General features: G+C 65.1%; 21 protein-coding genes. 15 read left to right on the top strand and 6 right to left on the bottom strand.

The genetic code is table 11. The features are described 5' to 3' along the window. Window positions 1–7 precede the first annotated feature (7 nt). Window positions 8–1048, top strand: a complete 1041-nt coding sequence (gene rsmH, locus HOLFODRAFT_RS0204265; protein ID WP_005032369.1) for a 16S rRNA (cytosine(1402)-N(4))-methyltransferase RsmH — start codon at window positions 8–10, stop codon at window positions 1046–1048. A gap of 106 nt (window positions 1049–1154) precedes the next feature. Here the strand turns inward: rsmH and HOLFODRAFT_RS19255 are convergent, their stop codons facing one another. Continuing rightward, a complete protein-coding gene (locus HOLFODRAFT_RS19255) occupies window positions 1155–2654 on the bottom strand; it encodes a type IV pilus twitching motility protein PilT (RefSeq protein WP_005032371.1) in 1500 nt (499 codons plus the stop codon). Window positions 2655–2764: 110 nt separating this feature from the next. Between HOLFODRAFT_RS19255 and sucC the strand changes: the two genes are divergently transcribed. Together sucC and sucD are read left to right on the top strand one after the other, a co-directional pair. Further along, the gene (gene sucC / locus HOLFODRAFT_RS0204255; protein ID WP_005032372.1) at window positions 2765–3922 is read left to right on the top strand and encodes an ADP-forming succinate--CoA ligase subunit beta; all 1158 of its coding nucleotides are present in this window, start codon (window positions 2765–2767) and stop codon (window positions 3920–3922) included. Between the two features lie 10 nt (window positions 3923–3932). Then, window positions 3933–4808, top strand: coding sequence for a succinate--CoA ligase subunit alpha (sucD, locus tag HOLFODRAFT_RS0204250; RefSeq protein ID WP_005032373.1), 876 nt, complete (start codon window positions 3933–3935; stop codon window positions 4806–4808). 9 nt (window positions 4809–4817) lie between these two features. On the opposite strand, the gene HOLFODRAFT_RS0204245 is transcribed toward sucD, so the two are convergent. Beyond that, the gene (locus tag HOLFODRAFT_RS0204245) at window positions 4818–5375 is read right to left on the bottom strand and encodes a hypothetical protein (RefSeq protein ID WP_005032375.1); all 558 of its coding nucleotides are present in this window, start codon (window positions 5373–5375) and stop codon (window positions 4818–4820) included. Between the two features lie 226 nt (window positions 5376–5601). Here HOLFODRAFT_RS0204245 and HOLFODRAFT_RS0204240 point away from each other — a divergent pair, with 226 nt between their 5' ends. From HOLFODRAFT_RS0204240 to HOLFODRAFT_RS0204215, 6 genes are all read left to right on the top strand, one after another. Then, window positions 5602–6159 carry a 2'-5' RNA ligase family protein gene (locus HOLFODRAFT_RS0204240; RefSeq protein WP_158412914.1) on the top strand — a complete coding sequence of 186 codons (558 nt, stop codon included), beginning with the start codon at window positions 5602–5604 and terminating at the stop codon, window positions 6157–6159. Window positions 6160–6317: 158 nt separating this feature from the next. Then, window positions 6318–7187 carry a radical SAM protein gene (locus HOLFODRAFT_RS0204235; RefSeq protein ID WP_005032378.1) on the top strand — a complete coding sequence of 290 codons (870 nt, stop codon included), beginning with the start codon at window positions 6318–6320 and terminating at the stop codon, window positions 7185–7187. After that, complete coding sequence (locus HOLFODRAFT_RS22585) at window positions 7187–8416, top strand: CapA family protein (protein ID WP_005032380.1); 1230 nt, start codon at window positions 7187–7189, stop codon at window positions 8414–8416. Before HOLFODRAFT_RS0204235 ends, HOLFODRAFT_RS22585 begins: the two co-directional genes overlap by 1 nt. Further along, window positions 8413–8757 carry a DMT family protein gene (locus HOLFODRAFT_RS0204225; RefSeq protein ID WP_005032382.1) on the top strand — a complete coding sequence of 115 codons (345 nt, stop codon included), beginning with the start codon at window positions 8413–8415 and terminating at the stop codon, window positions 8755–8757. The genes HOLFODRAFT_RS22585 and HOLFODRAFT_RS0204225 overlap by 4 nt, the downstream gene beginning before the upstream one ends. A gap of 92 nt (window positions 8758–8849) precedes the next feature. Then, window positions 8850–9113, top strand: a complete 264-nt coding sequence (locus HOLFODRAFT_RS0204220) for a type II toxin-antitoxin system Phd/YefM family antitoxin (RefSeq protein WP_005032385.1) — start codon at window positions 8850–8852, stop codon at window positions 9111–9113. After that, complete coding sequence (locus tag HOLFODRAFT_RS0204215) at window positions 9101–9409, top strand: type II toxin-antitoxin system RelE/ParE family toxin (protein WP_005032386.1); 309 nt, start codon at window positions 9101–9103, stop codon at window positions 9407–9409. The genes HOLFODRAFT_RS0204220 and HOLFODRAFT_RS0204215 overlap by 13 nt, the downstream gene beginning before the upstream one ends. A gap of 231 nt (window positions 9410–9640) precedes the next feature. Here the strand turns inward: HOLFODRAFT_RS0204215 and HOLFODRAFT_RS22580 are convergent, their stop codons facing one another. Continuing rightward, window positions 9641–10285, bottom strand: a complete 645-nt coding sequence (locus HOLFODRAFT_RS22580; protein WP_158412913.1) for a YkgJ family cysteine cluster protein — start codon at window positions 10283–10285, stop codon at window positions 9641–9643. A 311-nt stretch (window positions 10286–10596) separates the two neighbouring features. Here HOLFODRAFT_RS22580 and HOLFODRAFT_RS0204205 point away from each other — a divergent pair, with 311 nt between their 5' ends. The 6 genes from HOLFODRAFT_RS0204205 (at window position 10597) to HOLFODRAFT_RS19235 (ending at window position 22676) form a co-directional block, all read left to right on the top strand. Next, window positions 10597–13974, top strand: a complete 3378-nt coding sequence (locus tag HOLFODRAFT_RS0204205) for an exodeoxyribonuclease V subunit gamma (RefSeq protein ID WP_005032390.1) — start codon at window positions 10597–10599, stop codon at window positions 13972–13974. Between the two features lie 374 nt (window positions 13975–14348). Further along, the gene (locus HOLFODRAFT_RS0204200) at window positions 14349–14642 is read left to right on the top strand and encodes a hypothetical protein (protein WP_148300356.1); all 294 of its coding nucleotides are present in this window, start codon (window positions 14349–14351) and stop codon (window positions 14640–14642) included. 387 nt (window positions 14643–15029) lie between these two features. Beyond that, window positions 15030–18356, top strand: coding sequence for a UvrD-helicase domain-containing protein (locus HOLFODRAFT_RS0204195; RefSeq protein WP_005032392.1), 3327 nt, complete (start codon window positions 15030–15032; stop codon window positions 18354–18356). After that, window positions 18349–20205, top strand: coding sequence for an exodeoxyribonuclease V subunit alpha (gene recD, locus HOLFODRAFT_RS19240; RefSeq protein WP_005032393.1), 1857 nt, complete (start codon window positions 18349–18351; stop codon window positions 20203–20205). The genes HOLFODRAFT_RS0204195 and recD overlap by 8 nt, the downstream gene beginning before the upstream one ends. A 104-nt stretch (window positions 20206–20309) precedes the next feature. Then, window positions 20310–21260 carry an IS1595 family transposase gene (locus HOLFODRAFT_RS0204185; RefSeq protein WP_005036503.1) on the top strand — a complete coding sequence of 317 codons (951 nt, stop codon included), beginning with the start codon at window positions 20310–20312 and terminating at the stop codon, window positions 21258–21260. A gap of 438 nt (window positions 21261–21698) precedes the next feature. After that, complete coding sequence (locus HOLFODRAFT_RS19235; protein ID WP_005032398.1) at window positions 21699–22676, top strand: response regulator; 978 nt, start codon at window positions 21699–21701, stop codon at window positions 22674–22676. On the opposite strand, the gene HOLFODRAFT_RS19230 is transcribed toward HOLFODRAFT_RS19235, so the two are convergent. The 3 genes from HOLFODRAFT_RS19230 to HOLFODRAFT_RS0204165 form a co-directional block, all read right to left on the bottom strand. After that, the gene (locus HOLFODRAFT_RS19230) at window positions 22580–23671 is read right to left on the bottom strand and encodes an MJ1255/VC2487 family glycosyltransferase (RefSeq protein WP_005032400.1); all 1092 of its coding nucleotides are present in this window, start codon (window positions 23669–23671) and stop codon (window positions 22580–22582) included. The genes HOLFODRAFT_RS19235 and HOLFODRAFT_RS19230 overlap by 97 nt on opposite strands. Window positions 23672–23859: 188 nt before the next feature. Further along, window positions 23860–25455, bottom strand: a complete 1596-nt coding sequence (locus HOLFODRAFT_RS0204170; protein WP_005032402.1) for an NADPH-dependent assimilatory sulfite reductase hemoprotein subunit — start codon at window positions 25453–25455, stop codon at window positions 23860–23862. Window positions 25456–25631: 176 nt separating this feature from the next. After that, window positions 25632–26603, bottom strand: coding sequence for an esterase/lipase family protein (locus HOLFODRAFT_RS0204165; RefSeq protein WP_158412912.1), 972 nt, complete (start codon window positions 26601–26603; stop codon window positions 25632–25634). Between the last annotated feature and the right edge of the window lie 45 nt (window positions 26604–26648).

The following is a 26648-nucleotide window of genomic DNA, read 5'->3' as shown; positions in this document are numbered from 1 at the left end:
CAGATCTATGGTGGACGAAAGCCAACCGCACAAACGACGGCCGCGCTACAAGGGCACCCACCCTCGTCGCTTCGAGGACAAGTACAAGGAGCTGGATCCCGCCAGCCATGCTGAGGAACTGCAGAAGGTGATGGAGCGGGGGCACACCCCGGCCGGGACGCATCGCTCCATCTGTGTGCAGGAGATCCTGGAGGTGCTGGATCCCAGGCCCGGGGAGATCGGCCTGGATGCCACCCTGGGTTTCGGGGGGCACACCCAGGAGCTTCTTGGGCGCCTCAGCCCCGGTGGGCGGCTCTTCGGGATCGATGTGGACCCCCTGGAACTGCCCCGCACCGAGGCAAGGCTAAGGGCCCTGGGATTCGGAGAGGACATCCTCACCGTCCGTAGGATGAACTTCGCGGGGATCGTGCACCTTCCCGCTGAGATCGGCGGTGGTTTTGACTTCGTCCTGGCGGACCTCGGGGTCTCCTCGATGCAGATCGACAACCCTTCCCGGGGGTTCACCTACAAGGCCGAGGGGCCCCTGGATCTCCGGCTGAATCCCCGGCGAGGTCAGCCCGCCTCGGCCCTGCTGCGAACAATCTCCCAGGAAGACTTGGCGGAGCTGCTCACCGAAAACTCGGATGAACCCTATGCGGAGGTCCTGGCGGAGGTCCTTCACGGGCAGGACATCGCCACCACCACCCAGCTGGCCAAGCTGGTCCGCCAGACCCTTCAGGACGAGTTCCCGGTGGAAGACCAGCAGGTGGAGATGCGCAAGGTCCTCCAGCGCACCTTCCAGGCCCTGCGCATCGCCGTGAACGACGAATTCACGGTGCTGGAGCAGTTCCTCTCCCTCCTCCCCACCTGCCTCAAGCCCGGTGGCCGGGTGGCGATCCTGACCTTCCACTCCGGGGAGGATCGGCGGGTGAAGAAGGCCTTCCAGGCAGGGCTCCGGGAGGGCCTCTATCGGGACGTTGCGCCCGAGCCCATCCGGCCTTCGGCGGAGGAGCGCCGGGCCAACCCTCGTTCGGCCCCGGCCAAGCTCCGCTGGGCAGTCAGAGCGTAAGTCGCTGTCCAGAAATAACCAGAACCAACATTCACAGGAGCGGCATCAGGGGCCGTCGCGGAATACCCCGTGCAGTTCGGGTTGTTCCGCGACGGCCCCTGATTGGTTACTCGCCCCCCCTGGGATCCCAGTTAATGTTGTTCCGCTTGAGGGTGGCGATGAAGCTCTCTTTGTCGGGGCACTTCATGTAGGCTTCAGCGGTGTCGATGGTGTTGCTGTGGATCAGGTCTACCAGGGCGTCGTTCATGAGCTTCTGGCCGTAGGCCCGGCCGGTCTGCATGGCCGAAACGATCTGGAAGGTCTTGCCATCACGGATGAGACTGGCGATGGCGGGGGTGATGAAGAGGCTTTCGATGGCCGCCACTCTGCCTCCGGTTCTCTTCTTCAGCAGGGACTGGCTGATGCAGGCCTTGAGGCAGTCCGCCAGCATGATCCGGATCTGCTGCTGCCGATCCGCCGGGAACTGGTCCACGATGCGGTCGATGGTGCCGATGGCGCTGTTGGTGTGGAGGGTGCCGAAGACCAGATGGCCCGTGATGGCGGTCTCCAGGGCAATGGCGATGGTTTCCAGATCCCGCATCTCGCCCACGAGGACGACATCTGGGTCCTCGCGAAGGGCCGCCCGCAGGCCGCTCTTGAAGCTCTCGGTGTGGGTACCCACCTCACGCTGGTTGACGAGGCAGTTCTTGCGGGGGTGGACGAACTCGATGGGGTCCTCAATGGTGAGGATGTGGTCCCGGCGGCGCTGGTTGACCAGATCGATGATGGCGGCCAGGGTGGTGGACTTGCCGGAACCCGTGGGGCCGGTCACCAGCACCAGGCCCTTGGCCAGGTCCGCGAGGTTACGGATGTGCTCAGGCAGCCCGAGGCGGTCCGGGTCGGGAATTTCATTGGGGATGACGCGACAGACCAGTCCAGGTCCCACACGGTCCATGAAGTAGTTGACTCGAAGACGGCAGTTGCCGCTTTTGAATGGGTAGGCGAAATCCGTGTCATTCAGGTCCATGAATCGCTGCCATGCGGGACCGGGAGCGACGGCTTCCATCATTTCCAGGAGCTGGGTGGGGCTCAGGATTCCGAAGTCCATCAGATCCTCCATGTCCCCATCGACTCGGATGATGGGGGCCTCGAAGGAGCTGCAATGAAGGTCCGAGCCCTTGTGGTTGAGAAGGGCTTGGAAAAGGCGCTCCGCCAGGGGGTGGGTGCCGCACTCCGGCTGGGTTTTGGCTGGAGTGGGAGAGGGGAGGGGGGCAGGCGCTGGGGCCGGGGGTGGCACAGATGCTTGGGTCACTGGGATGGACTCGGTGACAGGAGCAGCCTGGATGAAAGTCCCGAGGGGGGTGCGTCCCAGCTGGATGCGAAAGGTCTGGCTGCCCGTGATGTAGTCGAACGCAGCTTCGCCCGTCGTCTGCCAGGAAGCGAGTTCTGCCGCAGGCACCACTTCCCGGGCCAGGAGTTCGAGCATGGTGGCGGGGACGGGGTTGGCCAGGAGGGGGGACTGGATGCCCGATGGCATATGGAGCATGGGAGGTTTGTTCGCTTCCAGACGCAGGGCTTCTGCGCCCTTGGGCAGGATGTGGATGAGAAGCTTGTCCAGCTGGGCCATGTTTTCTCCATGGGGGAAACGAGTTGATTCTAGTCCACTGGGTGGCCTCTTGTCAGAATCCGATGCACGACACTGTCCGGATCGGCATCCCAGATCCTGGGGAGGGTGGGATGAACATTCACGAGTGGCAGGCCAAGGAGCTTCTGGCGGCCCATGGCGTGGCCATTCCCCGGGGCGGGCTCCCGGCGGACGCTGTGGAAGCGTCCGCCATCGCGGAATCCTTCGGAGGCAGGGCCGTGGTGAAGGCCCAGATCCATGCCGGAGGCCGGGGAAAGGGCGGTGGCGTGAAGCTGGCCGAGAACCCTGCCGAGGCGGCCGCGTGGTTCGACCGGATGATGGGCATGACCCTGGTGACGCCCCAGACCGGCCCCAAGGGGCGGGTGGTCCGGGCCGTCTACCTCTCGGAGGCCGTGGCGATCGACCGGGAGCTCTACCTGAGCCTCCTGGTGGACCGCGGCAGTTCCCGGGTGGCCCTCCTCGCCTCCACCGAGGGAGGCATGGAGATCGAGCAGGTGGCGGCCGAAGCGCCCCAGAAGCTCTTCCGACTGGCCATCGATCCCGCCACGGGCATCGGGCCCCACCACGCCCGGGATGTGGCCGCAGCACTGGGCTTCCACGGCGAGGTTTTCCGGCAGTTTCAGGTGTTTCTTTTGAATGTTTATAATTTGTTTATTAAAAATGACTGTTCTCTGGTGGAAATCAATCCGCTGGTGGTCACGAAGTCCGGTGAGCTCCTGGCCTTGGATGCCAAGATCTCCCTGGATGACAACGCCATGGCGAGGCATCCCGAGCTGGCGATCTACCGCGATCCCCACGAGGAGTCCCCGGAGGAGGTGGAGGCCAGCCGCTACGGCCTCAACTTCATCAAGTTGGATGGCACCATCGGCTGCATGGTGAACGGGGCAGGACTGGCCATGGCCACCATGGACATCATCAAACTCTGCGGGGGAGAGCCTGCCAACTTCCTCGATGTGGGCGGCGGGGCCTCGGAGGAGGCGGTGAAGAACGCCTTCGGGATCATTCTGCGGGACAGGGCGGTGAAGGCCGTTCTGGTGAACATCTTCGGGGGCATTGTTCGCTGCGATCTCGTGGCTCGGGGCATCATCAAAGCGGCCCGGGAGATGGATATCCATGTGCCGGTGGTGGTGCGCCTGGAGGGCACCAATGCGGATGAAGGGCGCCACCTGCTGGCCGAGAGCGGCCTGGATCTGAGGGTTGCGGAGGATCTGGGCGCCGCCGCCCGGATCGTCGTGGCATCCATCGCTTGAGGAGACTGGCATGAGCGTCCTGGTCGGCCATCACACCCGCCTGATCGTGCAGGGCATTACGGGCCGGGAAGGTCTCTTCCACGCCAAGGGCTGCCGGGACTACGGCACCCAGGTGGTGGGCGGCGTGTCGCCGGATCGGGGGGGATCGGAGGTGGAGGGCTTTCCCATCTTCGATACCGTGCATGAGGCCCGGGAGAAGGCTGGCGCCAATGCCTCCATGATCTTCGTGCCGCCGCTGGGGGCAGCGGACGCCATTCTGGAGTCCCTGGAGGCGGGCATCGAGCTCATCGTATGCATCACCGAGGGCATCCCGGTGCTGGACATGGTGCGAGTCAAGCGGGTGCTCATGGACTACCCCCTCTCCCGCCTCATCGGGCCCAACTGCCCCGGGATCATCACCCCCGGTCAGGCCAAGATCGGCATCATGCCGGGCCGCATCCACCGTCCCGGGCCCATTGGGGTGGTCAGCCGCTCCGGGACCCTGACCTACGAGGCCGTGGGCCAGTTGACGGCGCTGGGCATCGGGCAGAGCACCTGCATCGGCATCGGGGGGGATCCGATCAGTGGCACCAGTTTCGTGGATGCCCTGGTGCTCTTCCAGGAGGATCCCGGAACCCAGGGCATCGTCCTGATCGGGGAGATCGGGGGCAGCGCCGAGGAGGACGCCGCAGCCTTCATCCGCGCCCATGTCACCAAGCCCGTGGTGGCTTTCATCGCCGGACAGACGGCCCCGCCAGGGCGTCGCATGGGCCACGCCGGAGCCATCATCTCCGGGGGCAAGGGGACCGCAGCGGAAAAGGTGGAGGTTCTTCGGCTGGCCGGAGCGACCCTGGTGGAGAATCCCGCAGAGATGGGTCAGGCGATGGCCCGGTGCGTGCCCGGATGATCCGGGCCTTCAGTTCCTCTTGCCCGGATTGAAGGCGGCCGCCAGCATTTCGTTCTGGAGCCTGGCCAGCTCCGGCTGCCGTTTGTCCATGGTCTCCAGAGCCTCAGGGCTGTACTTCGACTGGAAGGCTTCGCGTGCCCTTTTCCTTGTTTCTGCGTCACCCGTGACCACCCCAGGGATGTAGTCGGCGATGATCCGAGAGATCTCCTGGTTCTCCGCCCTGGAAATCCCGGACTTGGCGATGGCCGATGCCTCCGCGTCCGCCACCCGTTTGACCCGCGGGTCCTTGGCCACTTCGGTCTCGATCTGCTTCTGATCGCCCCTGGACTTCTTCATGGCCATCAGGCTCACCTCCACGACGATTCCGGCCACGGGCATCATTTCCCTCTCGTACAGGATATGGCGGGTGATCTGGTCATCCGTGATGATGGGCCTGGGTGCCGGAGGCTCCACTGGGGCACCCTGGGGGAGTTGGCTGTTTTTTTTGACGGACTCCTGGGGCTTGGTGCTGCGATGGCCGCAGGCGGCGAGGAGAAGGGTGATCGAGAGTGTGAATAGCTTCTTCATGGTTGTGCGACTCCTTGGGCGGTGCGGGGCCATGATTGGAAAATCACTGATCAATATAGGCAAATGATTTGGTTTTGTACCCCAACGTGGCGGGATGAGTCCCGTTGGGGGTGGCCGATGCAATGATCAGAATATGGGAATCCCCTTGATGCCAGCCTGGGCCCGGGGATCTGGCTGGGTCCATTCCGGGAACCTTGAACCTAGGCGGCTGATCTATCATGTCGACATGCCTCTCCTCGCGATGCTCCTTCACGAACCCGCCGCCACTGTCGTGCGCGGGTGGTGGGATCTGCTGGAGCGGGAGTTGGGGCTCCAGGGGCTGCGCAGGGTGCCTTTCCCCCATGTCACCCTTCTGGGCTATTCAGGGTTGGACCACGGCCATTTCCGGAACGAACTGGAGGCCTGTGTGGAGCGCCTGGGTCCCATCACCCTGCGGACCTCGGGCCTCGGGCTCTTCTTCCAGCCCCATCCGGTGATCTACCTCCCCGTGGTCCGTTCCCGGGCCCTGACGGACTTCCACCGGGAGATGTGGGAATCCGTGGGAACCCGGGGGGGCCGCCTGGATCCCCATCATGCCCCCGACGCCTGGACCCCCCACCTCACCCTGGCCCAGGCCGACCTGACCCCCGAGAGCCAGCTTGATGCGGTCCGCATCCTTTCCCGCCTTGATCTGAGCCTGGAGTTCGAGGTGCGGAACCTCACCCTCTTCGAGTGGATCGGCCCCAGGTTCGAGCCCCTGGACCGGTATCCCTTGCTGGGGGAGAGGGCAGAAACTGTCGGATGAGGCCGCCCTGCGCCTTTCTCGCCGCGACTCCGGCTGAAGCCCTGTTGCAGGCGTTCAGGGCTCTGCCATGCTTTTCTCCCCGGGGGGAAACGCGATCCGTGGCTCTCGAACTGAACGCCCCGTTTTCTCCGGTATCCTGAAGGGCCTGTGGAGTACCCATGTCGGCCCTTGTCAAAGCACATCTGGATCATCGGCGCAGCTGGTGCCACTTCGATTACTGCTATCCCGTCATCTCCCGGCGCAGCAAGGGCGTGAGCCTGGGGGTGAACCTGAACCCCGACAAGGTCTGCAACTTCCATTGCGTCTACTGCGAGGTGGATCGGAACGCCCCGATCCGTCGCAAGGACGTGGACCTGGACCAGCTGGAGCAGGAAATGGCGGCCCTCCTGGATCTGGTGGCTTCCGGTGAGCTCTTCGGGACCTTTCCCTTCAGCTCCGCCCTTCCGGAGCATCGCCGCCTCAACGATATCGCCTTCTCCGGGGACGGGGAGCCCACCACCTCCAGGGGCTTCCGCGCCTGCGTGGAGCGTCTGGCGGCCCTGAAGCGGGCCCGGGGGATGGACGAGGTCAAGCTGGTGCTCATCACCAATGCCACCTGTCTCCAGGATCCGGAGGTGGTGGAGGGCATCGATCTCCTGATGGCCCATGGCGGCGAGATTTGGGCCAAGCTGGATGCGGGCACGGAAGCCTCCTATCGCACCTTCAACCGCTCCGCGGTGCCCTTTGCACGGGTCCTGGAGAACCTGAGCTTTGCTGTCTCCCGCTGGCCGGTCTTCATCCAGACCCTTTTTCAGGAGTGGCAGGGAAGGGGGCCTTCGGAGGAGGAACTGGCGACTTATGTGGAGCGGATCCGTGAGTTGCGCTCGGGCGGGAGGCTTCAGGGGCTCCAGGTCTATACCGTGGCGCGGCCCACGCCGGAACTGGCATCCAGGCCCTTGGGAGCGGCGACCATGGATGCCCTGGCCGAGCGCCTGCGGTCGGATCTGCCGGGCCTACCTGTGGAAATCTTCTACGGACCCGCCGCCTGATGCGCCGGGCTGTACTGTTCGCGACTGGGCTATTCCTCGCCCTGGGGTGTCAGCGCAAGGCGGCCCCGCCTCCTGCCTCTCCGGCCGCTCCTGTTGAGCTGCGACTGGTGGCTGTCGGGGACATCATGATGCACCAGGACGTCAAGGCGTCCGCCCAGGACGCTCCCGGGGGCTTTCCGGACCTTTGGCGGGACCTGGCTCCCCTCTTCCAGAAGGCCGATCTGGTTTTCGGCAATCTTGAGACGCCTGTGGCGCCCCGCAGCGGGGGGCCTGGCCGCCCCTTTCTGTTCAACGCCCCCGAAGTCCTGGTCCCGGCCCTCAAGCAGAGTGGTTTCCATATCCTGGCCACGGCCAACAACCATGCCTATGACCAGGGTCCCAAGGGGCTTGTGGAGACTCTGGAACGTCTCCGTCAGCAGGGCCTCCATGCCCTGGGCAGCGGTATGAGCCGCGCCGAGGCGGACTCACCCTGCATTCTCGAAAGGAACGGCCTTCGGATCGGCTTCCTGGGGGCCACGGATGTCTTCAACAGCAGGCTCAACCGCCAGGAGAGCGGGCCCTGGGTCAGCGCCCTGGACGAGGATCGGCTGGTGGAGACCGTCCGGCGCCTGCGCCCCCAGGTGGACGCCCTGGTGCTGAGCCTCCATTGGGGCAACGAATACCAGCACCAGCCCTCCCAAAGGCAACGGGAGATCGCCAGCCGTCTGGTGGAGGCCGGGGCAGACCTCATCCTTGGCCACCATCCCCACGTCCTCCAGCCCCTGGCCTGGGTGGAGGCGGGGGGGCGGAAGGGGGCTGTGGCGTACTCCTTGGGCAATTTCATCAGCAACCAGGACCGGACCTACGACCCGGGCTCCATGCCGGAGCAGGCCGGGGACAGCCGGGACAGCGTCGCCCTCATGGCGACCTGGGTCAAGGACGGAGCGGGAGCCCGCCTGGCGGAGGTCAAGGTGGAGGCTCTCTGGACGGAGAACAACTGGCGGAAAAGATCCGGTGATCGCGAGATCCGGGTGGTCCGGATCGGCCAGCAGGCGAATTCCTTGGCCAGGCTGCGGCAGCAGCGCATCCAGGCGACCCTGGATGGGCGTCTGCACACGGACACCTTCCGGATGGCGGCCTTCCGCCCCAAGCCCCGCCCCAAGCGGCGGCTGGCTCCTGTCACAGTTGAAGCGGAGCCGGTTGCCGAGCCATCTGTCGCGGTTCCGCCCCCTCCGGAGCCACAGCCATGAGCTTCCGGACCTGGACCCCCATCGCCCTCCTGGTGGTCTCCAACATCTTCATGACCTTCGCCTGGTACGGGCACCTCAAGAGCCAGCGCGACGCCCCCCTGATCCTGGCCATCCTAGCCAGCTGGGGCATCGCCTTCTTCGAATACGTCCTCATGGTGCCCGCCAACCGCATCGGCTTCGGCCGCTACAGCCTCCCCCAGCTCAAAGTCATCCAGGAGGTCGTGACCCTCTGCGTCTTCGCCGTCTTCACCGTCTTCTACATGCGGGGCAGGCTGACCCTCAACCACGCCTGGGCCGGGCTGTGCCTGGTGGGGGCGGTGTACTTCACGTTCAGGAAATGACAAGGCTTCCGGGTCAGCCCCCTCCGGAGGGAAAGTAAGGGGGTTGAAGGGTGCTAAAAAGGGTGCAAACTATAGTGCTAAGGGGTGTGCCCATGATCCCACGACTGGTTCCCATCACAGATATGAAACGCAATGGGGGTAGGATTCTGGATGCCCTGCGCCAGGACCGATCCCCGGTCATCATCACGGAGCATGGACGGGCTGCGGCTGTCCTGCTGGACGTGGCGAGCTATGAGGCGATTACGCGGCGTTTCGAGATCCTGCGAGGGATCGAGGACGGCGAGCGGGACATCGCGGAAGGGCGGACCCTAAGTTGGGAAGAAGCCAAGACTGAGCTTCGAAAATGGCGGCGCTGAAGCTGCATCTCACTCTCACAGCCTCCCGGCGGTTGGACGAGATCCTGGGTTTCATCGCCCAGGACAACCTGGAAGCGGCGGACAAGCTTTCAGAGACCATCGAAGCCGCGCTGGAGCGGGTAGCGGCTTTTCCGGCATCTGGAAGGCGGATCCCGGAGGCACCGGAGCGCCCGGAGCGGGAATTGGTGGTGCCTCCCTGCGTCCGGATCTTTTACCGGGTGGAGGGTGGGTTTCTCTGGGTCCCTTTCGCCACGCGGGCGGAGCAGGAGTTCCATGGCGAGGTGTTAGACGATTGATTCTGAGGGTGAGCGGACTTCCTCTCTTAGCCGCTATGAAAAGCAGCTCCCTGTCTATGTTTCAGAGGGAAAAGCGCGAAGAAATGCAGGAGGCGAGCCATATGCGGAAAACCGACTCATTGCAGTCGTCATCACCGCCACGGATGGTGGAATTGTCAGCAAGAGGTTCTATGCCCAACCCTTCCGATATTATGTATCCAGCCCAGGGAACTCCGGATTCTTGTAGTTACTCTACTGGATCGATAAAAAGTTATTCCGCATAAGCCAAGCCGCTTCGGCGTCGGGGGCATTCAGGGCCGTCAGGACCGACTGGCCCAGTTCCGCCGGAGCCATCGAGAGGCCCTCCTTTGCGAACAGCTCGACGGTGCTCTGGACCACCATGGACTCGAGCTGGCCCAGCAGTCCTATCTTGTAGTTCTTGCGGTGGACTCGGCAGGCTTCGTCATCCAGCGAGTGGTAGACCCGGCATTTGAAGGGGCGCACCTCATAGATCCGGCAGGCTCCCTCCTGGTCCATGAAGGTGCACTTCCTCTGGTAGTTCCTTTCCGATCGGCCCTTCGCGTAGTCTGCGTGGGCTTCCAGCTTCAGGATCCACTCACGGAGAGCCTCGTCCCCCAGGCTGCGCAGATGCTCTGCAATGCGGAGGGCTTCCATGGGGAGGGCCTCGACCCGGAACTCGCAACAGTGGGCGCAGCCCTTCCGGCACCTGAGCTTCACGCCATCAAGACAGGGCGTGACGATCTCGAGGAAGCGGTCGTTCAGGGCATACAGCACCTTCATGATCTCGACCTTGTTCGCCAGGGTGTGCCCGGCCGCGTTCAAGGCGTGGATCTGCCCGAAGGCCGTTTCCAGAGCCGTATTGATTTCAGCAACCATCTTCTCCTTGGTTGCTTCCAGAAGAACCGAATTGTCCACCGTGCTTCCCTGCGCCGTCCATCCCATCTCCCCCACACTCCGATGATCGGAGTTGAATCCCAGACTCGTACATCGACAGGAGAGGAAGAACTTGCGGACCCGCCAAGCCTTTCCAGATTGCCCTGGACCTTCTGAACGCGTCAATCCGGCGAATCTGCCTACCCGCCCGAGCAGATTCATGACAGCTTCTGTCGCATGTCCCGGCGGACAATAGGGGACTTCGCACCGCTCCGGCTCCCACGGGACGGGGCTTCATGTAAGAGTGGAGTGCCATGATCCACCTCGTCTTCAGCAACCACACTGAGCGGCTCCTCTCCCTCCTGGCTGGGGACCTGGCGGATTTCCGCGCACGGCGGGGGCCCTGGGAGGCCGCCCACCTGGTGCTGCCCAACCCGGGGGTGCGGCAGTTCGTGGAGAGCGGGCTGGCCCTCAGCGAGCTGAAGGTGGTGGCCAACCTGCGGATGAACTACCTGGAGGGCTTTTGGCGGCGCTTCCTCCCGGAAGGGGTGAAGCTCCTGGATCGCGCCTCCCTTCACGGCCTCCTGCTGGGGCTGCTCCAGGATCCGGACTTCCTGGCCCAGCCCGAACTGGGGCCCGTCCGGGCCTACCTCCAGGGCGAGCCCCGGGGCCTCAAGGCCCTCCAGTTCTCCGGGGCCATGGCCCGGCTCTTCGAGGCCTACCTCCTGGGCCGTCCCGGCTGGGTCCAGGGCTGGGCTGACGGCCTGGAAGTCGCCCAGGGGGCGCCTGCGGGGCTGGAGGTCTGGCAACGCAGCCTGTGGAAGGGCCTCAAGGGACGTCTGTCTGCGCTGCCGGAGCGCTGGCTCAGCCTCCCGGAGTTCTTCGCGGACCCCCTCTTCGACGCGGCGGCCTTTCCCGAGGAGATCTTCCTCTTCGGCCCCGGCCCCATGGCCCTGGCCTACCACCGGGCCTTCCATCGCCTGGGGCAGCGCAGTGAGGGCTTCAACGTCCACCTCTACGTCCACAACCCCTGCCAGGAGGAGTGGAGCGAACTCCGCCGGGACTGGGGGGGAGGGCAGGGGGAGGACCCCCTGGCCCTGGACACCCGCGCCCCGCTGGCGCTCCAGCGCTGGGGCAAGCCCGGCCGGGAGCACGTCTGCCAGCTCTGTGAACTGGTGGACTGGAACCTGGACATGGAGGGCGTGGAGTCCGAGGGGCGTGGTCTGCTCCAGGCCCTCCAGGACGAGATCCTGACCCTGGCGCCCACGGATCGCCTGGAAGCGGACGACACCCTGCGTATCCTGGCCTGCACCAGCCCCCGCCGCGAGGCCGAGGCCGTGGCCGACGAGATCTGGGAGACCCTGAGGCGCCACGAGGGGGCGATCCGCTTCTCCGACGTAGCGGTGGTGCTGCCCGAGGGGGTCAAGGCCGACTATCTCGATGCCCTGCGGGGGGCCTTTTCCGGGGCCCACGAGATCCCCTGGCGACTGGCGGACGAGGGGCCTCAGCGGGTGAAGGAGTTGGTGGAGGGCTCGCTGCTCCTCCTGCGCCTGGCCTTTGGCGATCTCAACCGGGCCGAGATCCTGCGGGCCCTGGGCCACCCGGCCTTCCGGCGTCGCTGGCCGGACCTGGCCCTGGACGAGCTGCCGGACTTCTGCGAGCGGGCGGGGATCGTGGCCCGTCTCGACGCCGGTGAAACCGAGGGCACCTACCTGGAGGGGGGCCTCTGGACCTGGGAACGGGGCCTCCAGCGGGCCGCCCTGGGGGCCTTCCTGGGGGAGGGGGCGCTGCCCCTGGGGGAACACGGCCTGCCTTCCGCTCCCCTCCCGGAGGGTGCCGCCGATCTGGCCCACCTCCTCCGGGCCCTCCTGGGGGACCTGCGGCGCCTGCGCTCGCTGCATCAGACGCCAGCGGCCTGGTGCGCCGCCTTCCGAAGCCTTCTCCAGGCCTACCTGGGCCAGCCCGAGGGGCGGGGGGAGGAGAGCGATCACCGGGCCATGGCGGAACTGTTGAAGGCCCTGGAACGCCTGGAGGCCCTGGAACTCCCGGGCATTGCAGCCCCCGCCATCGGGGGCCGGGAGGCCCTGGCCCTGGCGGAGGAGGCCTTCCAGGGGCTCACCCAGGAGGCCCTGGGCCCCTACGGCAAGGGGGTGGTGGTGGCCTCCCACGCCGCCCTCCGGGGGGTGCCCTTCAAGGCCGTCTTCTGTCTGGGCATGGGGGAGGGGGTGTTTCCGGGCGGCGATATCAAGGACCCTCTGGACCTGAAGGGCTTCCGCCGCATCCCAGGGGATGTGAGCCGCAGCGAGCAGGACCGCTACCTCTTCCTGGAGACCCTGGGCTCGGCCCGGGAGCGCCTGGTGCTGAGCTACACCTGCCGGGATCCCCTCTCGGGCGAGGAGCTTCAGCCCAGCCCCCTGATCCTGGACCTGCGGGACATCCTGCGGCCCAGCCTGGGGGAGGAGGGCTGGAAGGCCCTCTGGGTCCATCCCCCGCTCCACCGCCATGATCCGGAACATCCGGCCCTCCACACCCCCGAGGGCCGGGCCGAGGCCGAGGCGATGATTCTGGGACAGGCTTTGCGGGCGCGGGCGGGCCGCCCCGAGCTGCCGGAGGATCCGCGCCGCTGGGGGCTGTCCGGCCCATCTCTGGCGGCCCTGCAGGAGCGCCTCCACTTCTGCGGCCCCTTGGGAAGCGCGGGGCGGGACCACGGCGATCGTATCCTCCTGCGGGCCGGGGATCTGCGGAAGTGGCTGGAGTGCCAGATCCAGGGCGGCGCCAAGCTTCGCCTGGGTCTGCGCGGCGAGGCCGAGGGGGATCCCGCCGATCTGGCGGAGGAGCCCTTCGAGGCGGACTTCCTGGCCCAACGGGGCCTGGTGCGGGAGCTTTTCTGGGAGAGCCTCCAGGGCGGGCTCGATCTTGAGGAGGCCTACGAAGCGCGGGTCTGGGGCCTGCGGGAGGCGGTGAAGGCCCCGGCGGGCTTCCTGGGGGAGGGGGATCGCCGCAAGGCCTTGACCCTGATCGAGGGCTGGCGCTCCCTGCTGACGCCCGGAACTGAAGCGGTGGTCCATCGCTTCGGTTCGGACCGCTCCCGGGGCACCCTGGCCGCCGAGGCCCACCCCGCCATCTCCTGGCCCCTGGAGCTGGGAGGTCGCACCGTGACCCTGGTGCTGGAGGGGCAGACCGAGCCCCAGTGGGCTGAGGGAAGCCTCCTGCTCTCGGAGCGGAAGGCTCCGGGGAAGAAGGGCCCCGAGGTCAAGGACCGCCGGGAGATGCTGCGGGCCTGGTTCGATCAGCTCCTTCTGGCGGCGGCGGGGCTGAAAAGCGGCCCTCATCGGGCCCGGATCCTGTCCTGCTGCGATGACGCGGCCCAGGCCTGGCACGCGGATCTCCCCGAGGTGGATCAGGCTGCGGCCCGGGATTGCCTGGGTGAGTGGGTGCGGGAGGCCCTCCTGGAGCCCCGCTGGACCCTCATGCCCATCGAGGGCGTCCTGGAGGAATCGGCAAAGGACGGCGGCGATCTGGAGGACTGGGTCGAACGGCAGCAGGGCAGCGATCGCGCCAGCTTCAGCTCCCTTTACGGCCCCCTGAAGGGGCTGCTGGAGGCAGAAGTGGAGCCGGACTGGAAGGCCCTGGCCCAGGCCCGGTACGGGGACTTTCTGGAATGGAGCAATTCGTGGGGGGAAGGGCTGTGAACGGGCATCAGGCCGAATCTCATCCAAGGAACGCCGGGGAAAAAAGAGTAGGGGCCGGGGATGAACGGGGATGGACGGGGATGAAGGCATCCCTCCTGGGAAATTGCCGCACCCTCTTTTATCCCCGTGCATCCTGTTCATCCCCGGCCAACATGCTTTTCCTGATTCGGCACCCCCGCTTGGCGGGGTGTGAACACCCCCTCTCCCTTGCTGAACCAGCCCCAGGCGCCCAGGTAGACTTCTCTGATCTGTGTCCATCCCCACATCTGTGGTTGAAAACGTAATGAACAATATTGACAGTATTAGGGATAATAAATAGCAGCAAAGGATTAATTATGCGCATTATCAGACCAGTCTCGGACGGAGAACACTTAATGATAGTCCTGCTGGTAGCTAGATGGATTATTGTTTTCGCTAGTTATATTATTGGGTACTTTTTTAATGAAATATTTATAGGTATCGCATTGTTTGTCGGTGCTCCGTGGGCAATTATTTTAGAGCATATTCAGAAATATTGTCATATTCACATAAAGGCTAGCGAGAGGTTTTTGAATTTTTCTTTCTTATTACTATTCATTGTCATCTTGCCTGTTGCCATTGATTGGTTTGTATTTGCATTATACCAGTTTGCGAATAAGATGATAAATAATAGAAAACAGAGCGTGTAGTGTAATACTTTTATCTTGGTTTTACAAATGATTTGCCCCTGCGAAACCCTTGTCAAGCAACACGAAAGTTGACCCCCTTGGCGTGTGAACCTGTAGGGTGTCCACAGCGAAGGCCATAGGCCGAAGTGGAGAGCGCCCCACCGGGCGCGGTCGTCAACCGACCCTTTCAGGGCGTAGCACCGCCAGCTCGGCGTTTCTCTTTCAGGTGATAACTTTCACCCTTGATGGTTGATGTGATGGGAATATTTTTATTTTCTAGCCGGACATTGCCTGAACACAAGGATTGGAGTTGTGGTCAACATTGACTGAAACAGCTTTTGCTTTTCTCCCAGGAGAAAGCCCGATTCATGGCCCCCCAGCCATGATCCCCTTCCAGGTCCTTGCCGCATGACTCCTACGCAATCCTCCTCTTCAACGGCTGATCAAGTTTGCCGCTACCCCAAACCCGCCCTCCTGGCGGAGCTGCCCCCGCGCCGGGGCGTGATCCAGGCCAGTGCGGGCACCGGCAAGACCTATACCCTGGAGCGCATGGTGGTGGACTTCCTGCTCCAGGGCATCCCCCTGGAGCAGATCCTGGTGGTGACCTTCACGGACAAGGCCACCCTGGAGCTCAAGGCGCGGGTGCGGGCCATGCTGGAGACCCTGGCGGAGCTGGAGGCTGGAGAGGCCCCGGAGCCCTGCTGGGAGATCGGCCCCGGGCAGGCCAAGGCGCTCAGCCAGGCGCTGCGGGCCTTCGACCGGGCCACCATCGCCACCATCCACGGCTTCTGCCGCCGGGTGCTCCAGGAGAGCGCCTTCGAGGACGGGAGCCTCCTGCGGCGGGAGCTGACGGATGGCCGCGCCATCCTGGGCCAGGCCTGGCGGGAGCTGGTGCGCCAGAACGAGCACGCGGCCTTCCTGGAGGAAGCCCTCTGCCACGGCTGGAGCTTCGAGAAGATCGAGAAGCTCCTGTGGAGCGTCTACCAGGAGCGGGGTCGGCTGGTGCCGGGTCCCGAGGTCGATCCCGGGGCCCTGCTCCGGGATTTCGATCCGGCCTGGGGTGTCTTCTCCGATGAAATGGTCGCCGCCGGGGTCAAGACGGTCACCCGGAACAAGGACGAGCGGCGTTGGCAGGCCCTGAGCGCCCTGGTGGGCTCTGATCCTTCGCCCTGGGATTACTGGGGAGGCCATGTCCGGGAAAAGCTGGATGATCTGATGGAGGATTGCCTGACGGTGGATGGCGAGACCTGCCAGGCCCTGGGTTATTGGCTGGCGTCCCTCCGGGGCGCCAGCCAGCCCGAAGCCCTCCTGGCCCACCGTCTCCTGGGACCCCTCCGGGCCCGGGTCCAGGCCCTCAAGGCCGAAGAGGGGCTCTACGATCATGACGATACGGTGCTCCTGGTGCGGGAGGCCCTCCGGGGTCCCAACGGCCCGGCCCTGGCGGCGCGGCTGCGGGAACGCTACAAGGTGGCCCTCATCGACGAGTTCCAGGACACGGACCAGGTCCAGTGGGAGATCTTCCGCACCCTCTTCGGGGCCGCCCCCAGCCGCCTCTACGTCATCGGCGACCCCAAGCAGGCCATCTACGGCTTCCGGGGAGGGGATCTGGCCACCTACGAGGCCGCCAAGGCCGAGCTGACGGAGGGGGCCGAGGCCCTGGAGCTACGGGATAACTTCCGCTCGACGCCCGGTGTTATCGACGCCTACAACCACATCCTCAGGGGCTTCTTCGCCGATCCCGGCCTCTATCCGGAGGATCGGCAGGTGCGCTGCGGCAAGGGCGGGCTGCGCCTGGAGACCCGCTCCGGGGAGGCGGTGCCCCCGGTGCGCCTCCTCAGGCTCGAGCGGCTGGACGGCGGCAAGCGGCTCTGGCGGCGCATCGCCCGCCACCTGGCCCGGGAGATCCGGGACCTCATCGAGACCCGGGGCCTGCGCTTCGGTGAGACCGAGCTGCGGGAGCTGCACTACGGCGATGTCCAGGTGCTGGTGGGCAAGGCCAGCGAGGGACGCCTGGTGGCGGAGGCCCTGGCGTCCGCGGGCATCCCCTACGCCTTCTTCAAGCAGGACGCCCTCTTCGAGAGCCAGGAGGCCGAGGATCTCCTGGACCTCCTCCGGGCCATCCTGGAGCCCCGGGACCGCAGTTGCCTGGCCCGGGCGCTCCTGACCCCCTTCTTCGGCTACGGCCTGGAGGACCTGGATGCCCTGCCGGGCATGGCGGAGGACCACCCCGCCATCCTGCGGCTCCTGGACTGGCAGCGATTGGCCCGCCAGCGCCACTTCGTCCGCCTCTTCGAGGCCATCCTCCAGGAGAGCGGCCTTCTGCGGCGTCTGCGCCTCCAGACCGCCAGCGAGCGCGCCCTTACCAACCATCAGCACCTGGCGGAACTCCTGACCCGGGCCGCCCGGGAGGGTTCCCCGGATCTGGAGGACCTGATCCGCCTCTTCCGGCGCTGGCAGGCGGGTGATGAGAAGCCCACCGGGGAGGACGGCGACACCCAGCGCCTCGAAGGAGAGAAGCGGGCTGTCCAGATCCTCACCATGCACAAGAGCAAGGGCCTGGAGGCCCCGGTGGTGGCCCTCTTCGGCTTCACCCAGTCCGGGGGCGGCAACCTCCACCGCTACCATGAAGGCCTGGCCCGCTGCCTCTACCTGGGCAAGCCCCCGGCGGAGATCAAGGCCCGGGTGGAAGAGGAGGCCCTGGAGGAGTCCCGGCGCCTGCTCTACGTGGCCCTCACCCGGGCCAAGGCCCACCTGCTGCTGCCCTGCTTTGTGGTGGACAAGAAGACCAAGGAGGGCGGCCCCGATCATCCCAAGGGCAACTACGGGGTCCTGAATCCCCGTCTGCGCCAGGTCCTGGAGAGCGATCTGCGCCCGGAGTTCGAGGTGGTGGAGGTCACGGGGGAGCGCCTGGAGACCGCCGACGAACTGCCGTCCCTGGACCTGGGGGACTTCGAGGTGCCCCGCCCGGAGCCGATGGAATCCCTGGATTACGAGGCCTTGCGCATCGCCGCCCGCCCGGCCTTCACCACCTCCTTCACGGCCCTGAGCCACGGACGGGGCGAGGAGGGGCTCTCCCTGGACGGGGAGCGGGAGCGGCCCACGGTGAGCCTGCCCCCAGGGGCACTCCCCAAGGGGGCCCGGACCGGTCAGCTCATCCACGAGCTGATGGAGGACGTGGACCTGAAGAGCGCCGAAGGGGTTCCCTTCGAGGACTGGTGGCCCGGGCGACGGCCCTGGGTCGAGCGGGCCCTGGCCCGTCACGGCATGGACCTGTACCACGCCGAGGCGGCGGCCCGCATGATCCACGGCGGCCTGTGCCTGGATCTGGAGGGCGCGCCGCTCGCGGAGCACGACCATGCCCTGCGGGAACTGGGCTTCCTGAGCCGCTTCCTGGATTCGGAGGACCTCCTCACCGGAGCCATGGATCTGATCTTCGAGCGGGCGGGGCGCATCCACCTCCTGGACTGGAAGACCAATGCCCTCCCGGACTACGGCCCCGAAACCCTGGCGGCCTGCGTGGCGGAGGACTATCTGCTCCAGGTGAAGCTCTACCTCTACGTCCTGCTGGCCTATTTCGGCATCGAGGACGAGGCCGATTTCGAGGCCCGCTTCGGGGCCGTCCATTATGTCTTCCTCCGGGGGCCCGGGGTCTGGTCCCATCGGCCCTCCTGGGCCCAGGTCCAGGCCTGGCGCGAGGAGCTCTCGGCCCTGCACGCGGAGGTGGCCCATGCCTGAGTGTCTACTGCCCCCTCTGGCCGGTGTGCTCGGGGGGCCCGATGCCCAGCTGGAGCGCTGGCAGGGCACCCTTCAATCCCTGGCCCTGCCTGAAGGCTTCCTGGCCCTGGCCTGCGAGCTGGCGGGGCTGGTGCCCGGTCTTGACCCTGAAACCCGCCGGGAGCTGGCCCTCCTGCTCCTGCTGCTGCAGGTGAACCAGGCCCAGGGCCACGTCCTGCTCTCCCTGGAGGATCCCGCTCCTCTGTCGGCCTTCGGGGAGTCCCCACGGGACTGGCGCGGCCTCTTGGCGCGGGAGGAACTCCAGCTCCTCCTGGGGCCGGGGCGTCCCCTGGTGATGGGCGAAGGCGGGCTCTACAGCGGGCGCTTCTTCCGGGCCGAGGAGGGCGTGGCGCAGTCCGTGATCCGGCGGGAAGCCCTGGCGGGTTTCGAGGTGGCGGTGGACCCGGGGCTCTTCCAGCAGCCCGTGGCGCTTTCGGCGGAGCAGCAGGAGGCCGTGGAGGCGGCGGTCCGTGCCCCCCTGACCCTGGTGACTGGCGGACCCGGCACCGGCAAGACCTCCATCGTGGTGGCCATGTTGCGGGCTCTGGTGCGCAGTGGCCTCTCGCCGGAGGAGATCCTCCTGGCGGCCCCCACGGGCAAGGCCGCCCAGCGCATGGGCCAGGCCATCCGGGAGCAGCTGAACCGCCTGGGCGCCCTGGATGCCGTCGATCAGGCCCTTCTGGAGGCCGCCGAGCCCCGCACCCTCCATCGCCTCCTGGGCTGGCATCCCGGGCTGAACGGCTTCCGGCATCACGAGGGCAATCCCCTGTCGGGGAGGGTATTGATTGTTGATGAATCATCAATGATTGGCCTGGAGCTGATGGAGGCCCTCCTCAAGGCTGTGCCTTCCGGGACCCGGCTGGTGCTGCTGGGGGATGCGGATCAGCTGCCCTCGGTGGAGGCGGGACGGGCCTTCCGGGATCTGGCGGAGGCCCGCCCGGCGCTGACCCGCCGCCTGAGCCACAGCTACCGCATGGACAACCCGGCTTCCGGGGGACGCCACGTCCTCCTGGTGGCCCAGGCCATCAACGCCGGGGAGCCGGAGTGCCTGGGGCAGGGGGAGGCGGCGCTGGCCCTGCGGCAGAGCGTCAGCGAACTCTCCCGCTCCGGGGTGGAGCTGCTGGGGCCCGAGGCCCTGGAGGGCTTCCTGCAGGACTGGGACCGTCGCTGGATCCAGGGCCTGGGGGAGAGCCTCTACCTGCCCCTGAAGGCCGGACAGGACTGGAACCACGAAGCGCCCCGCATCCGCCGGATGGTGGAGCACTACGACCGGAGCCGGGTCCTGGCACCCCTCAATGAGACCGTGGAGCGCCTGAATGCCTTCTTCCACGGGCGGGCCCTGGAGCGCTCCCGAGGGCACCTGGAGCACGAGCTGGGCATCCTCCTGGGGGAGCCGGTGATGGTGCTGCGCAACGACTACCGCCGGGGCCTCTTCAATGGCGACCAGGGGGTGGTGCTCCTGGTGGAGCGGGAGGGGCAGCGGCGCCCAGAGGTCTTCTTCCCCCGGGGCCAGGGCTTCGTCAGCTTCCCCCTGGCGGCCATCCGGGACGATCTGGAGCTCTGCTACGCCATGACGGTCCACAAGTCCCAGGGCTCGGAATACCAGCGGGTGGCCCTGGTGCTGCCGGACCGGGATCTGCCCCTGCTCACCCGGGAGATCCTCTACACCGCCCTCACCCGGGCCCGGGAATCCGTGGTCATCGTCGGGGAACGGAGCATCCTGGATCTGGGCATCCGGAGGAAGACCGAACGTGCTTCGGGGCTGGGAGGACTTTTGGCAGGCCCCGAAAAGCAGAATCAGCTGGGATAAAAGGACCCGATTATCCATGTATCTCCGAAACCTCTGGGTGAGGCGGGTTTTGGACAGGATTTGTCGCGCCATGGGACCGAACCTTCGAGTCATGGAGGTGTTCCATGGCGATCAATCGGATCCAGTTCCAGAAGGGTCTGTCCTTTCGGGATTTCCAAGCCCGGTATGGCACAGAAGTGCAGTGCAGGGACGCAATGGTGAAGGCAAAGTGGCCACACGGGTTCCAATGCCCGAAGTGTGGTAGTGGCGGGGCTTACTTCTTGGTTCCTCGGCAGTTGTTCCAGTGCAAGGCTTGCCACCACCAGACATCTGTCACCGTGGGGACCGTCATGGAGTCCAGCCACCTCCCACTGAGGACCTGGTTCGAGGCCATGTACCGGCTTTCACACGGCAAACACTCGATTTCTGCCCTGGAACTCAAGCGTTATCTGGGTGTCAGATACCCCACTGCCTACTACCTGAAGCAGAAGATCCTTTGCGCCATGAGTGCTGCGGAATCGAGCCGGAAGCTCAAGGATCGGGTTGAGATCGATGATGCCTATGCGGGTGGAGCTACCCACGGAGGCAAGCGTGGCCGTGGGGCTCCCGGGAAGCAGCCCTTCCTGGTTGCGGTCCAAACAGCGATGGAGAACCACAGGCAGGTCATCTATACCGTGCTCAAAGCCGTGACGGACTTCAAAATTGAGACGATCGAGGCATGGGCCAAGAAGGCCCTGGACCCTGGAACTCACGTCGTATCGGATGGCCTTCACTGCTTTCGTGGCGTCGCCGCATCTGGAGCCTCCCACGAACCCATCAAAAGTGAAGGGGGTTGGAAGGGTTCCAAGATGGAGGCCTTTCAGGCCGTGAACACCGTCATCTCCAACCTGAAGGGCAACATCCTCGGCGTCTGTCGCTGGTGTAGCGCACGGCATCTGCCCAGATACCTTGCCGAACACCAGTTCCGTTTCAATCGCCGCTTCAACCTCCAGGCCATCTTCCCTGCCTTGTTCGCCGCAGTCACAAATACCCCGCCTCACCCTGTCCGCCTCCTGGTTTCGGAGGCATGTGGATAATCGGGTAAAAGGATGAAGCAGTCAGCGGACAACGATGGTCCACCAAGGCGCCCCGGCCCGCCCCGCGAAGCGGGGGCGTCCGGCTTTGCCGGGCGCGCTCCGGGAGGGTGAGCGGGTCATTCAGGCCAGAGGCTTTTCATCCCCTGTATCCATCCCAGCCAGCCTTTGCTTTTCTCTGCCATGAAAGGGGGGACCGCCTGCTCGCCGCGCTCGCGATGTCCCCCCTTTGACCCCCACGTGGTGGCCGGGCAAAGCCCGACCATCACGTCTGTGCCCTCTCTTTTGAACCTCTGTGCCCTCTGTGTTTACTCTTTTGCAAGCAGTTCTTTTCCATGGCAGGGGCCTTATGCTTACAAGAGCTGCTGGATTCCAAGTCCCAAGCGTTTCCCGTCGAAAGGGTGCATAGTTCCCTTTTCAACCTCCTCCGGAATGCTGCCCATGTCCAGACCCAGGCTCCTCATCGTGGATGACGATCCCGTCTCCCAGGCCGTTCTTGAACGCATCCTCGGGGACGCTGGCAATGAAGTCGTCCTGGCTTCGGACGGCCGGGCCGCCCTTGATGTGCTGGCGAGGGATCAGGGTTTCGACGCCATCCTCCTGGATCGCCAGATGCCCGGTATGAGCGGCATGGAGGTCCTTCGCTACTTGAAGGGGGTCGAGGCGCTCAAGGATATCCCCGTGGTACTCCAGACGGCGATGGACCGGGATGAAGAGATCCTGGGGGGCATGAGGGCAGGGGCCCTCTACTACCTCACCAAGCCCCTGGATGGCCGTCTGGTGCTCCAGGTGGTGGCGGCGGCGACCTCTGATTACGCATCCAGGCGGGCTGTCTGGGCTGAACTGGCCAGGATCCGATCGGCCATGGGCTTGATCGAGCGTGGCGTATTCCGCTATCAGACCCTGCAGCAGTGTCTTGATCTCGCCGCCCTGCTGGCCAAGGCTTCCCCCAACCCGAAACGTGCAGTCATCGGTCTTTCCGAGCTGATGATCAACGCCCTGGAACACGGCAACCTCGGGATCACCTACGAGGCCAAGAGCGCCCTCCTGGAGTCCCAGAACTGGAGGAACGAAATCGACCGGCGCCAGCGGCTTCCGGAGAATGCCGACAAGTGGGTGAGCGTCACCGTGGTGCGATCCGCCTCCAGGACCCGGTTCCGGATCCAGGACATGGGCCAGGGCTTTGCCTGGCAGGATTTCCAGGAGATCCATGCCGAGCGGATGTTCGATAGCCATGGCCGGGGGATTCTCATGGCCAAGTGGGAGGCCTTCGACCGGGTCGAGTATCAGGGGTGCGGCAACTGTGTGGTGGCGGAGATCGGCTATGCCAGCTCTTCTTCGCCTTCTTCCAAGGTTCCTGCTGCTGCGTCCGACAGGAAACGATCCACCGCCGCCAAGGTTAGCTGGTTCCCGTCTTGACGATGTCCGTTAAACGCCTGAACGAAGTCCGGCAGATCATAAAGAAATGCCTTCACAGCGTCGGGAGAGAACGCGTTGAACCGGCGACCGTAGCCCATTCGCTCCACCTGGGCTCCGTTCACGAATTGCTCGAATTGTCCGGTCAGGGGAAATGAGAGCACCGGCTTGTGGAGGTATACCGCCTCGCTGATCAGGCTGAAACCACCATTGGTCAGAACTGCCTTGCAGCTGGTCAGGTCGTCGATGAAACCCTCTTCGCTGAACGACTTCAGGACCACTTGGCCGTGAGCTTCGTTACGGTTGAAACCGTAAACCCGGAATTCTTGTCCCTTTACCTCCCTGAGCCCTTCGAGAAGGTCGCTTTGTGATGTGGCGGTCTGGTACACCAGGATGTGGTCAGCTTCGCAGGGCTTGGCAGCCAGGATTGCATCTCGCAGGATGGGCGGTACGACTTCCGTTCTGGGCTTGCAGGGCGGTGCGTCGAAGAATGACGTCACAAGGTAGCGGGCGCAGAATGGGACCTTGGCCTTGATGATGGCCTTGGCCAAGCGGTAGTTCTCGGTCTCGTGCTCGGGGATCGGAAAACCCAGATGGCAGCGATTGATCACCTGCATGTTGTCGACAGAGAGAATGGGCAGGCGGTAGGTCTTGGCGAAGTAATAGGTGAACGATTCAAAGTCCGAGATGACTGCTTCGGGCGCGAATCCTCGATGCACCCGCAAGAACTGCCGGACGTTGGTCACGAGGCTTTCGGGTGCTGCCGCCACGAGGTGCGAGAATGATTTCCAATGGTCCACGGTCCCCTTGTCGTAGCGAAGGTGGAAGCCTTCGATGGCGAACACGCGTCCTGGGAAAGCTTTCTCCATGAAATCCGCAGCTCGGTCACTGGTGGCGATTCGCACATCATGCCCCGATGCCAACAGATGGGTCACGATCACCTTGCTGCGGGTGGCGTGTCCCATTCCTTCGCTGGGAACGCCATAGAGAATCTTCATGGACGACCTCCGTGGGATGCATACAGCTTAAGTCGCTGTCCCGGAATGTTATGAATCTATGTTTTCGCAAGTGGCACCAGGGGCCGCAGCGGAGTCACTCTGACCGCACAGGTCATTCCGATCCGGCCCCATAACCGGGCGCGGCTCTGTTTCTTCTCATGCACCCCGCTCCTGGCTGTCTATGGAAGCTATCTCAGGCAGCGGTCCGCGAAATCCCCGAAGCCCTCCTCGGGGCCTCCCTCGCTGGCCCAGCGGGCGAAGAGGGGTTCCAGGGTGGCCTTGAGTTCGGCCAGGGGCACCCGCTCCGCCAGGCGGAAGGCTTGGCGGTCGCTGGCGGCACTGCCACCGGCGTAGAGGGCGAACTTGCCGATGCCCTGGCCGATGAGGGCCAGTTCGGCGGTGTGGGGCCGGGCGCAGCCGTTGGGGCAGCCCGTGAGGCGCAGCACCGGGGCGCGATCCGCGAGCCCGTGGCGGGCCAGGAGCTCCTCCACGTCCGCCAGGACCCCCGGCAGCACCCGCTCCCCATCCGTGATGGCCAGGGTGCAGAGGGGCAGGGAGATGCAGGCCAGGGCGCGCTCCTGGAGGCGACTGGGCCTGGCCAGATGCCCCAGCAGGCCTTCAACTTCGGCCCGCTCGCTGTCCTGGAGCCCCAGCAGGATCAGGTCCTGGTCGGCGGTGAGCTGGAGCGCCACCGGGAAGCGGCCCAGCAGCTCCCGGAGGGTGGTCTTGAGTCCTCCCGCGATGCGTCCGCAGAGCAGTGAAAGCCCCAGTGCCCAAGTGCCGTCCGTGCGGCGCTGCCAGCCGTGGTAGCGGAGGGTGCTCCAGGGGGGCAGGGGCCTCTCCTGGAATCGCAGGCCGGACCGGGCCTCCACTTCGTCCCGCAGCCAGGCGATGCCCCGGTCGTGGACCAGGTATTTGAGGCGGGCCCGCTTGCGGTCCGAGCGGTTGCCATGCTCCCGGAAGGTGGCCACCAGGGCCTCCACCACGGAGATGAGCGCGCCCTCGGGGATCCATCCCATGGCTTCCGCCAGGCGGGGGAAGGCGTTGCCGTTGAAGGACATGCTCTGCCCGCCGCCCGCGAAGACGAAAAAGCCTTCGAGCCCGCCCTCGGCATTGAGGGTGGCCGCCAGGCCCAGGTCGTTGCTGAGGATGTCCACTTCGTTCTCCCCGGCCAGGGTAAGGGCGATCTTGAACTTGCGGGGCAGGTAGCTGGAGCCCATGAGGGGCTCGGTTTCCGTGGCGGGATCCCGGGCGGGTTCCTCCAGCCAGACCTCTTGGTAGGCGTGGGCCCGGGACAGGAAGTGGCGGGAGAGGCGGTCCGCCACCTCATCGAGCTGGGCCAGTTCCGGACGTCCCAGGGGGTTCACGGCCTGGGTCACGTTGCGCACCACATCCCCGCAGGCTCCCTGGGTCGTGGCCCCGGCGCGATGGAGGGCCTGGACCACCGCGCGCATGTCCGCCTTGGCCAGGCCGTGGAGCTCGAGACACTGCCGGGTGGTGATCCGCAGGGTGCCGTCACCGTAGTGGTCGGCCAGCTCGTCCCAGACCAGGTACTGGGCGGCGCTCATCCGTCCCCCGGGGATGCGGCCGCGCCCCATGACCGTGGGGGGCAGGTCCTTCTGTTCCCGGTGCTTCTGGGTGTAGAAGCCATGGAGCTTGATGAGCTGCTCCCCTTCGGGGGAGAAGGCGGGGTCTGGGTTCACCAGCTCTTCGTTCAGGTGCCCCCGGAGAAAGCGGGAGTTGGCCTTGATGGCTTCGACGGGGCTGAGGGGGAGATCGGACATGGAGACACCTCGAGTGCAGAAGGTCCGGCGCGGAAGATGCAGCTAGACAACGGAAGCGGCCAGACCCGATTATCGGCTTCCCGTGCATCCGCACGGAAAGGGATCGGGTTGAAGGGATTGTAGGTATAAAAAGTTAATATATTTCTTGATTTGCTTCACTTGTCGGTCATCCCAATCTATTCCCTGGCCCCGGTTCCATAGTCTTCGAGGTAGAGCTTTGCCAGCAGCTTTGCCAGATCCACATGCCTTTCGGGTCGCGTGGTCGCCATGACGCCCTCCTGCTGGAGAATCCGGATCAGCTTCTCGGGGATCACCTGGCGATCCCCCACGATCTCCACATGGCCTGCCTTGACATCCAGTCCTTTCAGACGGGGTTCCCGGTCCACCTCGGGCTGGTTCTGCTCCTCCAGGGAAAAGGTGAAATCGGACTTGAGGCAATTTCCCTCGGCATCCACTGTGCGGCAGGAATCGCGCTCGTCCGTGTTGACCTTGAGGTGGGACTTCACCTGGGGCGACAACTGGCCCGGTCTGGTGATGAAGGGAGCATTGTAGGTGATCTCCCGCCATTTGGACCCAGTGACGATCTGACAGATGGGCATCACCATCCCCAGGCTGATGATTCTCGCGACGGGCGAGCCGCAATGCCGTGCCGCCCTGATCCCCGAGAAGGGCGTGGAGATGGTCACGAGGCGGATCTGGAGCTCGGGATCCCGGAGGGCATCGGGTCGCCCGGCGACCAAGGCTTTCCGGGCCACCAAACCACCCTGGCTGTGCCCGACAATGGTGATCTGCTTGTTCTGCATCCGGGCGCCCAGAGCCTCAATGGCCCGGGCCAAGGCGCCGGAAGTGGCCATCATTTCATCCCGATCGTCGTAGGTGAAACCCACGGTCTGCTGACCGTGGAAGGCGAAGACCTCGGCCAGGGCCTGGAAACGTCCCGCCGAGCCGTTGCAGCCATGGACCAGGATGGTCACCGGCTGCTGGGAATTGAGATGGATGGTGCTGTCCGCCGCTTCGGTGCAGGGACGGAGCCCCGGGATTTGCAGCGCCAGGTCCGGTTTGGAAAGAAACTCGGCATTCTTGAAGGGGGTGGGCACAGCCGGGACCCGTTCCGCACAGCCCATGGACAGGCATAGCAGCGTCACCATCAGGATCATCGTCGGGTTTTTGATGGCACACCCCCCCGGGGCCAG

Origin of the sequence: Holophaga foetida DSM 6591 (assembly GCF_000242615.2) — a bacterium.
Taxonomy (GTDB): Bacteria; Acidobacteriota; Holophagae; order Holophagales; family Holophagaceae; genus Holophaga; species Holophaga foetida.
This window is presented reverse-complemented; position numbering and strand designations above follow the sequence as displayed.

Bases quoted from the DNA above. Each gene is read 5' to 3' on its own strand.
- HOLFODRAFT_RS0204200 (WP_148300356.1), top strand. From the start codon at position 14,349: ATGATAGTCCTGCTGGTAGCTAGATGGATTATTGTTTTCGCTAGTTAT.
- HOLFODRAFT_RS0204215 (WP_005032386.1), top strand. From the start codon at position 9,101: ATGGCGGCGCTGAAGCTGCATCTCACTCTCACAGCCTCCCGGCGGTTG.
- HOLFODRAFT_RS0204240 (WP_158412914.1), top strand. From the start codon at position 5,602: ATGCCTCTCCTCGCGATGCTCCTTCACGAACCCGCCGCCACTGTCGTG.
- HOLFODRAFT_RS0204195 (WP_005032392.1), top strand. From the start codon at position 15,030: ATGACTCCTACGCAATCCTCCTCTTCAACGGCTGATCAAGTTTGCCGC.
- HOLFODRAFT_RS0204170 (WP_005032402.1), bottom strand. From the start codon at position 25,455: ATGTCCGATCTCCCCCTCAGCCCCGTCGAAGCCATCAAGGCCAACTCC.
- sucD (WP_005032373.1), top strand. From the start codon at position 3,933: ATGAGCGTCCTGGTCGGCCATCACACCCGCCTGATCGTGCAGGGCATT.
- HOLFODRAFT_RS22585 (WP_005032380.1), top strand. From the start codon at position 7,187: ATGCGCCGGGCTGTACTGTTCGCGACTGGGCTATTCCTCGCCCTGGGG.
- HOLFODRAFT_RS0204225 (WP_005032382.1), top strand. From the start codon at position 8,413: ATGAGCTTCCGGACCTGGACCCCCATCGCCCTCCTGGTGGTCTCCAAC.
- HOLFODRAFT_RS0204235 (WP_005032378.1), top strand. From the start codon at position 6,318: ATGTCGGCCCTTGTCAAAGCACATCTGGATCATCGGCGCAGCTGGTGC.
- HOLFODRAFT_RS19255 (WP_005032371.1), bottom strand. From the start codon at position 2,654: ATGGCCCAGCTGGACAAGCTTCTCATCCACATCCTGCCCAAGGGCGCA.
- HOLFODRAFT_RS0204165 (WP_158412912.1), bottom strand. From the start codon at position 26,603: ATGGTGACGCTGCTATGCCTGTCCATGGGCTGTGCGGAACGGGTCCCG.
- HOLFODRAFT_RS0204205 (WP_005032390.1), top strand. From the start codon at position 10,597: ATGATCCACCTCGTCTTCAGCAACCACACTGAGCGGCTCCTCTCCCTC.
- HOLFODRAFT_RS0204220 (WP_005032385.1), top strand. From the start codon at position 8,850: ATGATCCCACGACTGGTTCCCATCACAGATATGAAACGCAATGGGGGT.
- rsmH (WP_005032369.1), top strand. From the start codon at position 8: ATGGTGGACGAAAGCCAACCGCACAAACGACGGCCGCGCTACAAGGGC.
- HOLFODRAFT_RS22580 (WP_158412913.1), bottom strand. From the start codon at position 10,285: ATGGTTGCTGAAATCAATACGGCTCTGGAAACGGCCTTCGGGCAGATC.
- HOLFODRAFT_RS0204245 (WP_005032375.1), bottom strand. From the start codon at position 5,375: ATGAAGAAGCTATTCACACTCTCGATCACCCTTCTCCTCGCCGCCTGC.
- sucC (WP_005032372.1), top strand. From the start codon at position 2,765: ATGAACATTCACGAGTGGCAGGCCAAGGAGCTTCTGGCGGCCCATGGC.
- HOLFODRAFT_RS0204185 (WP_005036503.1), top strand. From the start codon at position 20,310: ATGGCGATCAATCGGATCCAGTTCCAGAAGGGTCTGTCCTTTCGGGAT.
- HOLFODRAFT_RS19235 (WP_005032398.1), top strand. From the start codon at position 21,699: ATGTCCAGACCCAGGCTCCTCATCGTGGATGACGATCCCGTCTCCCAG.
- HOLFODRAFT_RS19230 (WP_005032400.1), bottom strand. From the start codon at position 23,671: ATGAAGATTCTCTATGGCGTTCCCAGCGAAGGAATGGGACACGCCACC.
- recD (WP_005032393.1), top strand. From the start codon at position 18,349: ATGCCTGAGTGTCTACTGCCCCCTCTGGCCGGTGTGCTCGGGGGGCCC.